Below are 15084 nucleotides of genomic sequence, written 5' to 3' on the forward strand. Positions count from 1 at the left end.
AAATGAAAGTAGCATTAATCGGAGCAACAGGATTTGTAGGCTCACATTTATTAACAGAATTGACAAACCGCGGACATGAAGTTACCGCCATTGTACGGAGTCCAGAAAAAGTTACGACAGAAAGTTCATTACTAAAAGTGGTAAAAGGAGACGTTTTTAACGAAGATAACCTGGCTGATTTATTAGTTGGAAATGACGTCGTATTAAGCGCTTACAATCCGGGATGGACAAATCCTGATATCTATGCTGAATTCCTGAAAGGATCAGCAGCCATTCAATCCGCTACCAAAAAATCAGGGGTAAAAAGATATTTCGTAGTTGGTGGAGCGGGCAGCCTTGAAGTCGCTCCAGGTGTACAGCTTATCGACACTCCAGGTTTCCCGGTAGAGATCAAACCAGGCGCAAACGCAGCGCGCGAATATTATGACATTTTAAAGAACGAAACCGAACTTGACTGGACTGTCATAAGCCCTGCTATTGAAATGCACCAAGGAACAGCTGGCATCCGTACGGGTGTTTACAGACTTGGAGAAAACAGTCCTGTTTTTGACGAAAATGGCCGTAGTGTCATTTCTGTTGAGGATATGAGTTTGGCAATTGTGGATGAATTAGAGCAGCCAAAGTTCATTAAAAAACGTTTTACAACAGCGTACTGATCTTTTTCTTGTATCTCATTTTCAAAACAAAAGGGCTATAATTTGAATATTTCCAAGTCCTTTTGTTTTGAATAAGTCGGTGGTTTTCAAATTTCCCTAAAAGCCACTTTTCCTGTTTTACAATCCAGTATCAATTACGCAAACCCGCAACTTACCAATGTACTCTCTCAAAAAAACCAGCCTTTTGGATAAAGAAGGAAGTTTTAGTTATAAGCATCGGAAATATGCTGCATATTCAAGGATTGTCTCATAATATGTTACCGGCCATTATTATGCTTAATTACTTTCTCATAGACTACACAATATAAAGAACAGGCTCCCATTTTTAATGACAATGCACTAAGGAGCTATCTAACAATGACTTCTGTACGTATCGGTTTACGCCGGTTTTAAAATTTATGATGATTGGCCGATCAGTTCTAACGTTATCCTAGCAGGCCTGTTTTTTCTTTATAAAACATGATTTAATAACTTGAAAACTGAATAGAATGGCATGATTTTTCTTTGTATTTTGTAAGAAATATTTAACCAAAATCAGGAAAACATGAACCGAGAACTCATAGCCACCACGTCCATTTCAATATTTTCGAGCCCTCTTGAAGTGTGGAAAGCACTGATTGATCCCGACATTATCAAGGAATATATGCACGGAACAGAAACTCAGACAACCTGGGAACTTAACACGCCGATTACTTTCAGAGGAGAATGGGAAGGTGTTCCGTACATTGATAAAGGTGAAATTGTCGAAATAATTCCGCAACGAGTTTTGAGTTATACGTATTGGAGTCCTCTCTCAGGAACAGAAGATTTTGAGGATAATTATTCGATTATCACTTATCATATTTCTCCCTATGATGACGAAACAACCTTAACCGTAACACAGGATAATATAGAAACAGACGAAAAAGTTATCGCAGCAGAAGAAAACTGGATGAAAACTTTAACACATTTGAAAAAGATTCTGGAACTGAAAACACACTAAAAAAAACCTCCGGTATCATAACTAGTTGTAGTTAGGATACCGGTTTTTATTTTTACAGAGGTTAGAATTAAGACAAAAAATTTCGTCATAATTCGACAGCAAATGCAAAACAAATAGCAATAAATTCCCTTTCCTGCATTGCTAAATCCCGATCCTGCAAGTCAAACAAATCCCTTCAAAAAGACCGTGTATACCATTTTAACCAGCAGTATACTTTCTTCAAAAAGCCAACAGCCAACCTTGTATATTAATTATTGGCGAATCTTTATTTAACGTTGACGTAACATGATGTCCTAATTATTGCTGTTATTTGCACGTTTAATCTGACATCATTTATCATAAATACATTTATTATGCTTCATTTGTATAATACTTATAAAAAGAACGTACCTATTAATACTATAAGTATTTTTAATATTATCAAAAAGTATTAAAATAAATTTACTTTTAAATAATATATAATCGTAAAATGCTTACATACAAACAATTGGGTTAAATCTCAATTAACTACTGACACCATAAAAAAGAATAGTCTTGCACTTTATAAAAAAATGGATCCTGGGATTCGTGTTTCTTCTTGTATTACTAAAGCCAAATATCACTTTTGCCCAGCGATTTTTAATGGATCTGGTTGACACTACCAATACCATGGGAAAAGGAATGTTATCAATATATGAACGTTACAACCGCGTTCGCATCAGTGGTTATATCCAACCTCAGTTTCAATTTACAAATTCCAAAGGTGCGGAAAGTTTTGCGGGCGGAAATTTTTCAGAACTTTCAAGCAATCGTTTTATGCTGAGACGCGGAAGATTGCGTGTGGATTATGCCCACTTAAATGAAAAAGGAGAACCCACTTCTTACTTCGTTTTTCAATTTGACGGAACTGAAAGAGGCGTCGCAATACGGGATTTCTGGGGAAGGTTTTATGAAAATAAATTCAAACTTTTTGCCCTGACCACCGGTATGTTCGCAAGACCTTTTGGCTATGAAGTTAACCTTTCTTCTGCCAATCGTGAAACTCCCGAAAGAGGAAGAATGTCGCAAATCCTGATGAAAACGGAACGTGATATTGGGGTGATGCTAACCCTTAACAAAAGGCATAAAAATGGACGTTCTTCCGATTTCAAAATGGACATTGGCGTATTTAATGGTCAGGGAATGTCGGGACCAACAGACTACGACAGCCACAAAGATGTTATAGCAAGAGTAAGTATGAAGCCGAAAAAACTCATTCCTGCATCACCCTTATTAATTTCTGCTGCCGTTTCCGGATATGCAGGAGGTATTACAAGTCAGTCGAATGTGCTCTATAAGGTTCAGAGAAAAAGTGATACTTATGAGATGGTTCGTGACAGCTCCAAAAGTAATTTTGGAAAAGCGACACCCCGGAATTACGCTGGTGCCGACATTCAGTTTGTAATACCAAACAAGCGTGGACAAACTGAATTCCGGGCAGAATATATCAAAGGAAAGCAGACGGCAACCGCTTTAAGTAGTGAAACACCCGGAACATATCCCACCACAAATGGCTTGAAGGATCCCTTATATACAAGAAGTTTTGACGGAGCTTATTTCTATTTTCTTCAAAATCTGAACAGTGTGGATCACCAGTTTGTAGTAAAATATGATTGGTATGATCCCAATAAAAAGGTTTCCGGAAAAGAAGTAACCTCGGCAAATGGTTTTAGTAAAGCTGATCTGAGGTATAACACCCTTGGCGTTGGCTATGTTTACCGCGCCAATGAATCTTTGAAATTTATGTTTTACTACGATTTTGTACAGAATGAAAAATCAGCTTTGACAGGTTTTACGGAAGATGTAAAAGATGACGTTTTCACAGCCCGGGTCCAGTACAATTTTTAAGAATCAATATAAAAGGACCGGACCTGGAAAATATTTCCAGGTCCGGTCCTTTTATAAAATGTAATTCCAAAATTTATCAGGAACCAAAACGTTCTGTCAATATTTTCTTTCTATAAGTAAAAATCCCTTTCACTTCATTATTGACAAAAACAGAATCAACAATATCTCCCAAAAACCATAAGGGCAATTTGTAGTTCAAAATATCTTCCATCAATACCCCGCCTTCTACTTCCGTAAAATGATGTTGATGATGCCAGAAAGCATAAGGACCAAAACGCTGCTCATCGATAAAATATTTTCTATCCTCTACATGTGTTATTTCCGTGCACCATTTTAAAGGTATCCCAAGAACAGGTTTTACAATGTAACGAATAATCTGCCCTGCATACATTACGTCACCCGAATGTTTTGAAGTAACTACGAAACCCATATGCGGTGGGGTGATTTCTTTCAGGTTTGCCGGATTGGAAAAAAACTGCCATGCGTCATCCAGCGAAATTGGTAACTGCTGCGTAAAATATAATTCTTGCATGAAGTAAGTAGGGAAATTATGTTTTGAATATTTTAAATAAATAGGTAAACAATCGTGCCCTGATTTCTAAAAAAAAATCTATTATTCCGTTTAAGAAAGCTCCAAAAAATTCTATTATCCAACTACTTATCAATTTACACCTTTCATACTTAGCGCAATTCTTTTTCTTCCCAAATCAACCTCCGTCACTTTTACTGTGACGATTTGCTGAAGCTTCACTACTTCGTTTGGATCTTTAACGTAACGATCGGCTAGTTGGGATAAATGAACCAGTCCGTCTTGTTTTACACCAATATCCACAAAAGCACCAAAAGCTGTAATATTTGTAACAATGCCGGGCAATACCATTCCAACCCGAAGGTCATCCGGTTTTCTGACAGAACTATCAAATTCAAATTTTTTCACCGGCGTTCTCGGGTCACGCGACGGTTTTTCAAGTTCCTGTAAAATATCCTTCAACGTCGGAAGTCCCACGGCGTCAGATACATACTTAGATGGATTAATTTCTTTGCGTAATTCTGATTTTTGAACGAGGTCCTTGACCGTTGCACCGACATCTTTGGCCATTCGCTCAACAATTGGGTAGCTTTCCGGATGTACAGCGCTGTTATCCAATGGATTAGCTCCATTTTCGATACGAAGAAATCCAGCAGCCTGTTCAAAAGCTTTTGCTCCTAATTTCGGCACTTTTAACAATTGCTGACGCGATTTGAAATCACCATTTTTTGCTCTAAAATCCACTATATTCTGCGCCAGAGCGGGTCCAAGGCCCGAAACGTATCGTAATAAATGCTTACTTGCCGTGTTGAGATTTACGCCTACGGAATTTACGCAGCTTTCTACGACTACATCCAAAGCATTCTTCAATGCTTTTTGGTCGACATCATGTTGATACTGTCCCACTCCGATTGACTTCGGATCAATTTTTACCAATTCTGCAAGTGGGTCCATTAAACGACGGCCGATCGAAATGGAACCACGAACGGTAACGTCCTTATCAGGAAATTCCTCCCGCGCAACGTCCGACGCCGAATAAATTGAGGCACCTTGTTCACTTACACTGAACAATCCGATTTCGTCCGATTGTTTCATGGAAGACAAAAGTTTTTTTACAAAATCTTCCGTCTCGCGTCCGGCTGTTCCGTTACCAACCGCTATGGCTTCAATTTTAAATTTCTGAATTAAATCAGATAAAGTAGCATTTGCTTCATTTGATTTGTCAAATGGATAAATAACTTTATCCGACAGGAGATTTCCCTGGCTGTCCAAAACTACAACTTTGCAGCCTGTACGATAACCTGGATCGATGGCCAGTACATTTTTTTGTCCGAGGGGAGATGCAAGAAGCAATTGTCTCAAATTTTCTGTAAAAATCTGGATCGCATATTGATCAGCCCTTTCCTTCGAAAGATTTGTAAATTCAGTTTCAATTCCCGGTTTGAGCAATCTTTTATAACTATCACGAATTGCGATCTCAATCTGATCTTTACTTCCGGGAGTTCCTTTTACAAAAATCCGGTCAAGGTTATTGATCGCCTGTTCCTCATCCGGTGAAATATCGACACTCAAAAAACCTTCTTCTTCACCCCTCCTCAACGCTAATAAACGATGCGACGGAATTCTGGAAAGTGGCTCCGAAAATTCAAAGTAATCTCGATACTTGGCCCCGTCTTCTTCTTTCTTTTTCTTAACCTTCGAAGTTATCAAGGCATTTCGCTGAAAAATGGAACGAACCCGGCCGCGTGCATCCTGATTTTCACTGATCCATTCCGCCATAATATCGCGCGCTCCCTGCAAGGCATCATCTGTATTTCCAACCTGATCGTTTAAATAAGATAATGCTTTTCTTTCAGGATCAGATTCCCGACCTTCAAAAATCAGCTTTGCCAAAGGTTCCAGGCCTTTTTCAATCGCCATGGACGCACGTGTTTTTCTCTTCTGTTTATATGGTAAATAGAGGTCCTCTAATTCTACAAGCGAAAAAACTCCGGAAATTTGCTTTTTCAATTCCGGTGTCAATTTTCCCTGCTCTTCAATATTTTTCAGGATCGCCTCTCTGCGCTTCTCAACTTCCTGTTGTTTTTGGTAAGCATCTTTTATCGCTCCGATCTGCACTTCATCCAATCCTCCGGTTGCTTCTTTACGGTATCGTGAAATAAAAGGAAGCGTTGCGCCCTCGTCAAATAATTGTATGGTATTACGAACTTGTTTTTCAGAAATGTTAGTTTGTTGGGCAATCAGGGGGTAATTCATATCAAGATTTTGGCTGTGTTACTATTTTGTAAAAGTAATGACGTATTCTTTATATGCTCAATTTATCCGGCAGATTTATGATAAGAATTTTTCGCCTAAAAATTCTTAATTTCCGACTTATTCTCACACAAAATTTTCACTTCTTGCAATAACCAAGACTATTATAATAAATGCAAAACTTCAAAGTAAATATTCCATTCCTTTTAGCAGGACTATTATTTCTAACGTCCACCGTTTTTGCTCAAAAGATTTTAGTTGAGACAGAAATGGGAAATATTGTTTTACAGTTAAATCCGGAAAAGGCACCGCTGACTTCCAGTAACTTTCTTAGGTATGTAAACGCAAATCGATATGATGCCGCTACATTTTACAGAACGGTGAGAATGGATAACCAGGCAAATAAAAAGATAAAAATCGAAGTAATCCAAGGAGGTCTTGGTGACGATTCAACTAAAAACTTTCCCAGAATCAAGCACGAATCAACCAACATTACCGGCTTGAAACATTTGAATGGCACATTGTCCATGGCCCGAAATGTACCTGGCTCAGCAGGTTCCGAATTTTTTATTTGTATAAATGATCAGCCAGAACTCGATTTTGGAGGAAAAAGAAATCCTGATGGGCAAGGTTTTGCAGCCTTCGGCGAAGTGATATCAGGTATGGACGTGGTTAAGAAAATCCAGACAAGAGAAACGGGAGATGGAGAAAAAAATCAGTCGCTTAAATTACCTGTCAGAATTATTAAGATGAAAATCCTAATGTAATCGGCAATAAAAAATATATCTATCTAATAATCAGATAAATATATTTTATAATCCAGTTCATTCACTCACGATGGTTTACCATCCTTTGCCGGTACATCATCTCCATCCTCAGTTTGTGGTTCCACATTTGTTCCCGGCACTACCTCTGGCGCATCCGGACCAGGAACATCGGGAGTTGGATTCATTGGCGGCATTATCGTAGGGTTGTTTGTGTTGGGATAACTATCTGGTAGTTGAGTTCCCGGAAACTCGCTCATTACTGAGCTGAACAAATCGTTGTACTGAAATTCCATCATGATGTTTATATGATTTAGTGTAATTCTGTACTATGTTTAATAAAAACTGTGCCTGATTTTGATTAACAGTTTATTTATTTTTGTTTACAATAAAATAAATTTATGAGAGTTATTAAATTCCAGAAGAAAGCACAGAAAAACCTTACAATGATCCATGTCTTGGTCGTTTTTTCGACAAGCTGGGTATGGTTTTTTGCAATTTAAAATTCAATATAGAAAATACTCCTTACCATCCGGTCACATAATGAAATACACTGCCACTTTTGCATTTCTTTTCCTTTCCTCATTGATATTGGTTTCCAATACAAAACAAACTTTGTTGGTAAGCAACCTTGAAAATAAAAAAGGAACTCTTTTTATAGGCTGGTATAGTTCTGAAGATACTTTTTCAGGAAAAAATCCTGAATTCAAAAAAGAGGTAGAAATCTATAATTTATCAGAGATCAGTATTCCTTTTGACAATATCCCTGACGGCAAATATGGAATCTCCATCTTTCTGGATGAAAATAATAACGGAAAGCTAGATCTTAATTTTTTAGGTATACCAAAAGAAAAATATGGTTTTTCTAATAACGTTTTTCCTCTGACACGTGCCGCTAATTTCAAAGAAGCAGCCTTTGAAATTCAAGGAAAATCCAAAATAATAGCTATCCGTTTAAAATAATTCAACAAAATTTCATTGATCGTTATTGCAAAAAATCCAGCTTCACGTGTTAAAAATTACCTTTTTGAGGTAGAAACAATTGAGATTATCCAAAGGAAATCAATTTTGATATAAACGCCTTTGACATTTAACGAAGACCGATTTTATATAAACTGAGTTGATAAATTAACGTTGCCTTGTATCACATTTCTTCTATAATAGCATTGGAAAGAATTAAAAGTCTAAACTTAATTACCCTAATAAAATTGAACTTTCAACGATTGTTATTTTCGTAATTCAAAGTCATAATTCTTTCTTTTTTTTATTTGGAATAGAAACCAGATCGCTATTGTTCTTCTAAAAAGAGAAAATATTACCATGAATAATATAAAAATTGGTGTACTTGACCAGTCGATTGTGCGTCATGATAACAATGTAAGAGATGCAATTCTTGAAACGATTGAAACAGCTAAAATAGCTGAAGAACTCGGATATAGCCGTTTTTGGATATCTGAACACCACAATTCCACTTTTATTGCCGGATCCGCACCCGAGGTTTTGATGGTAAAACTGGCAGATGAAACCAGCCGTATCAGAATTGGCTCCGGAGGAATTATGCTGCCCAATCATAGTGCACTAAAAGTGGCGGAAAATTTCAGGATGCTGGAAACCCTTTTTCCCGGCCGAATTGACTTGGGTATGGGACGTGCACCCGGTACGGATCGGATAACTTCCTCAATTTTAAATCCTTCCAACGATTTCAGTGAGTCAAGCTATTTAAGGCAACTGGAACATTTGCAGCACTTTTTCGGAGACACCGCCGGAACGGAGCGAGGATTTATTTACGCTACACCGCAATCCCTGACTACTCCCATGCAATGGATTTTGAGTTCGAGCGGCGGTAGTAGTAAAATTGCTGCCCGTTTTGGAATGGGACTGGTTGTTGCCAAATTTATTAGCGGTTTTGTAGGGCCCGATGTGGTCGAAACCTATCGCAAAAACTTTAAGCCATCGGCACAATTTGAAACTCCGCAAGCTATACTTTCTATTTTTGTGATCTGCGGTGAAACCGAAGAACAGGCATTAGCTATGCGGAAAACGATGGATTATATTTTGATTGAATTTGAAAAGGGAAAATCCGGCCCCTTTCCCGATCCCGAGATTGTTAGAAAATATCGTTTCACTGCAGGTGAACTTGAACGGTTGAAATACAATAGCGGCAGGATCATTTCAGGCACCCAAGATATTGTGAAAGAACAGCTTACAAAACTAGCCGGTGACTTTGAAGTAGAGGAAATTATAATTTCATCCATGACTGACAGCTTTAAAACCAGAAAACGTTCTTTCGAATTAGTATCAGAAGCATTTAATCTGACTAATTTAGTGCGCTAAATAACTGTTACTTCAGGGCTCCTATGAACCGTTTTGATCGAATCACCGCCATTTTAATTCAATTACAATCCAGAAAAATTGTAAAGGCTCAGGATCTCGCTGATCGGTTTGAGATCAGTCTTCGTACTGTTTACAGAGATATGAACACCCTGTCCGAGGCAGGTGTACCGATTATTGGAGAAGCGGGTATTGGCTATTCGATCATGGAGGGATACCGATTGCCTCCTGTCATGTTTACGAAAGAAGAAGCCCGCACTTTCATTACGGCTGAAAAACTGATGGAAAAGTTTACGGATCCTTCCACTAAATCTCACTACCAATCGGCTATGTTTAAGGTTAAGGCGGTTTTGAAAAGTACGGAAAAAGATCTGCTTGAAGATATGGAACAGCATATTGAAATCAGGCAGCGGTATACGCTTTTTAATCCAACGCTAAATAATACACTTGAAATTTTACTAAAAAGTGTCGCCGAAAAAAAAGTTTCAAAAATCCAGTACATCGCTTTTGCATCAGACGAAGTAACGGAAAGGACAATTGAGCCTGTGGGCATTTATCATGAAAACAATTATTGGTATGTTATCGCATATTGCTTATTAAGAAAGAGCTACCGGAATTTCCGAACGGACCGCATTCATACCATTGAACTGACTGAAAAAACTTTTAGCCAGAAACATACTTCACTAAAAGAATATCTGGCCAATGTGCCCTCGTATGAAAATCTGGAAACGGTTATCATAAAAGTAGAAAGGCACGTAATGCCCTACATCCAGAACCAGAAATATTACTATGGTTTTATATCGGAAAAACGGCAGGGAGATAAAATGGAACTCACGTTTCTAAGTGCTTATCTCAATTCTTTTTCAAGATGGTTTATGATGTTCGCCGAATATGGTGAAATTGTCCAACCAGCAAGTCTGACTGAACTTTTGAAAGAAAATATTTGTAAAATATCAAAACATTTAAACATTTCCTGAGCTTGGATCAACGATGTATTATCCTGCCAAATTACATAGTCATAGATAAACGCAGCAATACATAGCGGTGAAATCTGAAATATATTGAGACCTCCTATTTCGTATTGTTAGAATGAAAAAAACTTTATCACGTTTTTTTTACATATTGATAGGAGCTTCTCAGCTTTTATCCTGCCGGAATGCAAATATCACCAGGCATTTAGAGCTAAATGTTTCGAGTCAATATTGTGCCCCAACGATAGTGTACACCTACAATCCTGACTTTATACCATACTCCAACACGGATTCTATTTTGATAAATAGTAAATCTCTATCGGGGAAATTGTCTGAACATGATATCCTGATGGCGAATGCAACCGGGACGCTTTCATTGATAAATCGACTGGTCAATTCAAATAAAGATTCAACGTTGAATGGACGAATAAATCGATTGGAAATCATTAACAAAATACAAAATCATCTTCTTTTACTGACTACCGAAATTTCCGGAATTGCAGCAGAACTGGATTGTGAAGGTGAACGGGCGGATCTTTTCGCGAACTACCTTGATAATCTTAACGATAAAAAAACAGCACGTTTGACGGGTGCCTCAATCGTGATTGCAGCATTGGCTACAGTAGCTGCAGTGATTGTTCATAACGATGGCTTGCAAAACGGCATTACCATTGGAGGCGGGGTTATTTCAGCAGGACTGGCGGTGTTAACTATAAAACCACATGGTAAAAAAATAAGCTATATGCATACGCGCAATGTCCTTGAAGACATCTGGTTTGCCCCTGAAAAATCTAAGGTTTATCCGCCTTTTATCTGGTACATGCTAAATGAAAAAAGATTCAGTAACAGTAAGAAGGAACCCTTACTGCAAACCATAAAAAACCGTTGGAATAAATTTGAACTTGATCAGGATATTGACACTACAACAATTAATATTTTGTTTAAAAACGGAGGAATTTATGACGCCGACAAACTTCATACAAGAGCAACCATGCTAAATCAGTTACAATCGACAATTCGGTCTATCAATCAGGATATGCAGAGTTTATTGTCGGAATTGAATAATCTGAACACCGACAGATAAGTTATCAATTTTAAAAAGAACATGAAAAGTATTCAGATTTTAGCCATTTCAGGAAGTTTGAGACGTACTTCGACCAATACACACATTTTGAAAGCGATTGGCGAAATGGCTGATAAATCCATTGACTTTCAGATTTTTGAAGGATTGGATACATTTCCACATTTTAACCCAGAAGTTGCCGAGGATAACGAAAGTGTTTCGCGTTTCAGAACCAAAATCAAAGAAGCGGACGGCATAATCATTTGCACGCCAGAGTATGCATTTGGAGTACCCGGGGTTCTAAAAAATGCCCTGGACTGGACTGTTTCCACGGGAGAATTTAATAAAAAACCTGTTGCCGTCATAAGCGCATCTCCTTTAAACACCGGCGGCGACAAAGCGCTTGCTTCTCTTCTGCTCACTTTTACTGCTCTTGGTACGGTGAAAAATGAAAAATCGTATTTATCCATTCCTAATATCAAACAGAAGATTAGTCAGGAAGGAAAACTGACTGACCACGCACTTCAAAACCAATTGAAATTGATTTTAAGTAACTTGTTGGAACAAATCAGCCAAAAATCAGATTGAAAAATCTAATTAGCAAACAAATCTCACTTTCGCTAACTTTTTGGTATAAAAAAGCCCGTTTTCCAGGCTTAACATAATTTAAACAGACTGCCGGGTATGAAAGTATCCGGCAGTCTGTTTTCTATTTGTCTATTCCTTCCAAGGCAAACATGAAAGCATATTGAAGGGCAATTTCTTTCAGATATTCAAATCTTCCGGAAGCTCCGCCGTGGCCGGCTTCCATATTGGTTTTTAAAAGCAAAATATTGTTATCTGTCTTGTGGGTTCTTAAACGGGCCACCCATTTTGCCGGCTCAAAATATTGAACCTGACTGTCATGAAGTCCCGTTGTGACAAGCATATTCGGATAATCCTTTTTTTCTACATTATCATAAGGTGAATATGATTTCATATAGTCATATGAATCTTTATTTTTAGGATTACCCCATTCATCAAACTCGTTGGTCGTCAACGGAATACTTTCATCCAGCATCGTTGTAACAACATCAACAAAAGGAACATCCGCGATAATTCCGTGCCATAAATCCGGACGCATATTTGATATCGCACCCATCAATAATCCTCCTGCGCTTCCCCCTTCCGCATATAAATGAGCCGTTGAGGTATATTTTTGTTTGATCAAAAATTCGGCACAATCTATAAAATCAGTAAAGGTGTTTTTCTTTTTAAACAATTTTCCGTCCTCATACCATTGACGTCCCATTTCCTGTCCACCGCGAACATGCGCGATGGCAAAAATAAATCCACGATCCAGCAGACTTAAACGGTTTGTACTAAAACCGGCGTCCATGCTATTTCCGTATGAACCATAAGCGTACAACAACAACGGAGCGTTTCCGTCCAGTTTTGTTCCTTTTTTATAAACCAGAGAAACGGGAATTCGTAGTCCGTCATGAGAAGTGGCGTACAATCTTTCGGTAACATATTGCTCCGGATCATACCCTCCAACGACTTCCTGGCGCTTCAACAATTGCTTTTCTTTGGAAACCATACCGTAGTCGTAGGTCGAACCAGGTGTGGTTAGTGAAGTATAATAATAGCGTAGCGTTTCAGAATTATATTCCGGGTTGGCGCCGATATATGCAGCATAAGCAGGCTCGCCAAAATCTACATAATACTCAGAATCAGATTCTACGCTTTTGATCCGTAATTGCAAAAGACCATTTTTTCGTTCCGTAACAACCATGAATTTCTTGAAAACTTCGACACCTTCAATCAAAACATCTTTGCTCGTTGGAATTACTTCTTTCCAGTTTTCAACACCCGTTTTGTTCAAAGGCGTTTCCATCAATTTGAAATTGAGCGCATCTTTATTGGTAACGATCAGAAACTTATCATTCTGATGATCAATATCATACAACACATCTTTCATTCTTGGCTGGAATACTTTGAATTTTCCTTCCGGTTTATCCGCTTCCAAAATGCTGTATTCCGAAGAAACCGTGGCCGACGAACCGATGATAATATATTTGCCGGATTTAGTTTTCCCTACGCCAATATAGTTGCTGTTATCCTTCTCTTTATAGACAACAACATCCTTTTTATCATCCTCTCCCAGCGTATGTCTTTTGATTTCCTCGCTTAATAAGGTCTTGGGATTTGTTGCCGTGTAAAATAAAGTTTTATTATCATTTCCCCAGACAGATCCTCCGCTTGTTGGAAATATTGCATCCTGATAAGTTTCGCCAGTTTCAAGATTTTTGATATAAATCGTGTATTGACGTCTCGAAACTGTATCGACTCCGTAGGCCAAAAGTTTATTATCCGGACTGATATTGAAACCGGACGCAGAATAATAAGGATGATTTTTCGCCATCGCATCTACGTCAAGCAAAATTTCTTCCGCAGCTTCCAGATTTCCTTTTTTGCGGCAATATTTAAAATATTGTTCTCCCTCTTCGCTTCTGGTATAATAGAAAAAACCATTTTTGAAAACCGGAACCGATTCATCTTTTTCTTTGATCCTGCCTTTCATTTCAGCGAAAAGATTTGTCTGAAATTGTTTTGTGGCAGCCATCATAGTATCAGTGTAAGCATTTTCTGCTTTCAGATAATCCACTACCTTGTTACTATCAGGGCCTTCGGTAAAAAAATCAGCCATCCAGTAATATTCATCATTTCTTTTATCTCCGTGCATTCCCGTTTCGTGCGGTTTTTGATCTGCAACAGGAGGTTTTACGTCAGGCCATTTATATTGTTGATTCACTTCTTTACTATGGTTACAGGAAAAAAAGATAACGGCGAAAATGAGTAAAATAATTCGTTTTTGCATAATAATCCTGGTTTAAAAACAAAAAAGAAAGCTGCCGGTATACAAGATACGAACGGCAGCTTTAATATTTTCAGCTAATTTTCTGAATTTCTAAATCCCATCTTAATCCTGAATATTAAACAATTTTACGGCTTCTTCATAAGACAAGTTTTCATAGTTCATCATTCGAATTGCCTGACCGCCAGGGATTACCACATAACGGAACTGGTATGTCGCAGATGGCTGCGCATTCCCGTCAAATGGCGTTGACCAAATTCTAAGCGTATTTAAAGCCAATGAAAAATCGATCAATTCCTCGGTAAAACCAGATTTTACAGTTACCGGCAGCTGACGGATCTGCGTATCTCCGAGTTTTAGATCTGCATAAACAAGCACAACACCTTTGTCCAGAATATCCTGTGTAATACGCGCAACCGGAATATCAATATAAGAACGCTGAACACTGTTAAAATTAATTCCAGTCCATGGACCGGCCGCTGCCCAGCTTGAATAAAATACATTGGCAGTTCCTGGTGCTCCCGCTGCGCCGGCTGCTCCCGCTGGCCCTGTGGCTCCAACTCCTGCCGGACCTGCTGGCCCTTCCGGTCCTTTGCAAGCCTGCATCATTACCAATCCCAAACACAAAACCGCTAACGTAATTTGTTTTTTCATTGCTTTCATTTTTCTCTAATAACTGATAAGTCTCGCCTTAAAAATAAAGCGAAGATGCCAATTTGCGGAATCATAAGCAAAATTTGACCTGCATTTAGGTAAGTAAGTCTTAAAATAGTCAGCGTTGCATTATCTTTGATTTTCGTTTATAAAAGAAT

The 15084-nt window shown here is 38.3% G+C and carries 14 protein-coding genes; 9 read left to right on the top strand and 5 right to left on the bottom strand.

Features of this window, described 5'->3' with window-relative positions:
* The first annotated feature begins 2 nt into the window (after positions 1-2).
* From FZF08_RS04655 to FZF08_RS04665, 3 genes are all read left to right on the top strand, one after another.
* The gene (locus FZF08_RS04655; RefSeq protein WP_159467479.1) at positions 3-656 is read left to right on the top strand and encodes an NAD(P)-dependent oxidoreductase; all 654 of its coding nucleotides are present in this window, start codon (positions 3-5) and stop codon (positions 654-656) included.
* A gap of 544 nt (positions 657-1200) precedes the next feature.
* Complete coding sequence (locus FZF08_RS04660) at positions 1201-1638, top strand: SRPBCC domain-containing protein (protein WP_159467480.1); 438 nt, start codon at positions 1201-1203, stop codon at positions 1636-1638.
* 534 nt (positions 1639-2172) lie between these two features.
* Positions 2173-3504 (top strand): porin, encoded by a 1332-nt coding sequence (locus FZF08_RS04665; RefSeq protein WP_229216414.1) that lies wholly within the window; start codon positions 2173-2175, stop codon positions 3502-3504.
* 76 nt (positions 3505-3580) lie between these two features.
* Here FZF08_RS04665 and FZF08_RS04670 read toward each other — a convergent pair whose 3' ends face one another.
* Together FZF08_RS04670 and FZF08_RS04675 are read right to left on the bottom strand one after the other, a co-directional pair.
* Complete coding sequence (locus FZF08_RS04670; protein ID WP_159467481.1) at positions 3581-4036, bottom strand: SRPBCC family protein; 456 nt, start codon at positions 4034-4036, stop codon at positions 3581-3583.
* A gap of 129 nt (positions 4037-4165) precedes the next feature.
* Positions 4166-6289, bottom strand: coding sequence for a Tex family protein (locus FZF08_RS04675; RefSeq protein ID WP_159467482.1), 2124 nt, complete (start codon positions 6287-6289; stop codon positions 4166-4168).
* Positions 6290-6459: 170 nt separating this feature from the next.
* Here FZF08_RS04675 and FZF08_RS04680 point away from each other — a divergent pair, with 170 nt between their 5' ends.
* Positions 6460-7053, top strand: a complete 594-nt coding sequence (locus tag FZF08_RS04680; RefSeq protein ID WP_159467483.1) for a peptidylprolyl isomerase — start codon at positions 6460-6462, stop codon at positions 7051-7053.
* A gap of 65 nt (positions 7054-7118) precedes the next feature.
* On the opposite strand, the gene FZF08_RS04685 is transcribed toward FZF08_RS04680, so the two are convergent.
* The gene (locus FZF08_RS04685) at positions 7119-7349 is read right to left on the bottom strand and encodes a hypothetical protein (protein WP_159467484.1); all 231 of its coding nucleotides are present in this window, start codon (positions 7347-7349) and stop codon (positions 7119-7121) included.
* A gap of 319 nt (positions 7350-7668) precedes the next feature.
* Here FZF08_RS04685 and FZF08_RS04690 point away from each other — a divergent pair, with 319 nt between their 5' ends.
* The 5 genes from FZF08_RS04690 (at position 7669) to FZF08_RS04710 (ending at position 12003) form a co-directional block, all read left to right on the top strand.
* Positions 7669-8013, top strand: coding sequence for a DUF2141 domain-containing protein (locus FZF08_RS04690; RefSeq protein ID WP_159467485.1), 345 nt, complete (start codon positions 7669-7671; stop codon positions 8011-8013).
* A 357-nt stretch (positions 8014-8370) separates the two neighbouring features.
* Entirely contained in the window at positions 8371-9384 is a 1014-nt protein-coding gene (locus tag FZF08_RS04695; protein ID WP_159467486.1) for an LLM class flavin-dependent oxidoreductase, read from the top strand.
* Between the two features lie 23 nt (positions 9385-9407).
* Positions 9408-10358, top strand: coding sequence for a YafY family protein (locus FZF08_RS04700; RefSeq protein ID WP_159467487.1), 951 nt, complete (start codon positions 9408-9410; stop codon positions 10356-10358).
* Between the two features lie 112 nt (positions 10359-10470).
* Positions 10471-11436 carry a hypothetical protein gene (locus tag FZF08_RS04705; protein WP_159467488.1) on the top strand — a complete coding sequence of 322 codons (966 nt, stop codon included), beginning with the start codon at positions 10471-10473 and terminating at the stop codon, positions 11434-11436.
* Between the two features lie 21 nt (positions 11437-11457).
* Complete coding sequence (locus FZF08_RS04710) at positions 11458-12003, top strand: NADPH-dependent FMN reductase (RefSeq protein WP_159467489.1); 546 nt, start codon at positions 11458-11460, stop codon at positions 12001-12003.
* A gap of 121 nt (positions 12004-12124) precedes the next feature.
* Here the strand turns inward: FZF08_RS04710 and FZF08_RS04715 are convergent, their stop codons facing one another.
* Both FZF08_RS04715 and FZF08_RS31500 read right to left on the bottom strand, forming a co-directional pair.
* Positions 12125-14275 (bottom strand): S9 family peptidase, encoded by a 2151-nt coding sequence (locus tag FZF08_RS04715; RefSeq protein WP_159467490.1) that lies wholly within the window; start codon positions 14273-14275, stop codon positions 12125-12127.
* Positions 14276-14377: 102 nt separating this feature from the next.
* Entirely contained in the window at positions 14378-14926 is a 549-nt protein-coding gene (locus FZF08_RS31500; RefSeq protein WP_200837029.1) for a hypothetical protein, read from the bottom strand.
* Positions 14927-15084: the final 158 nt, after the last annotated feature.

The organism is Dyadobacter sp. 3J3, from assembly GCF_009801115.1.
Lineage (GTDB): Bacteria > Bacteroidota > Bacteroidia > Cytophagales > Spirosomataceae > Dyadobacter.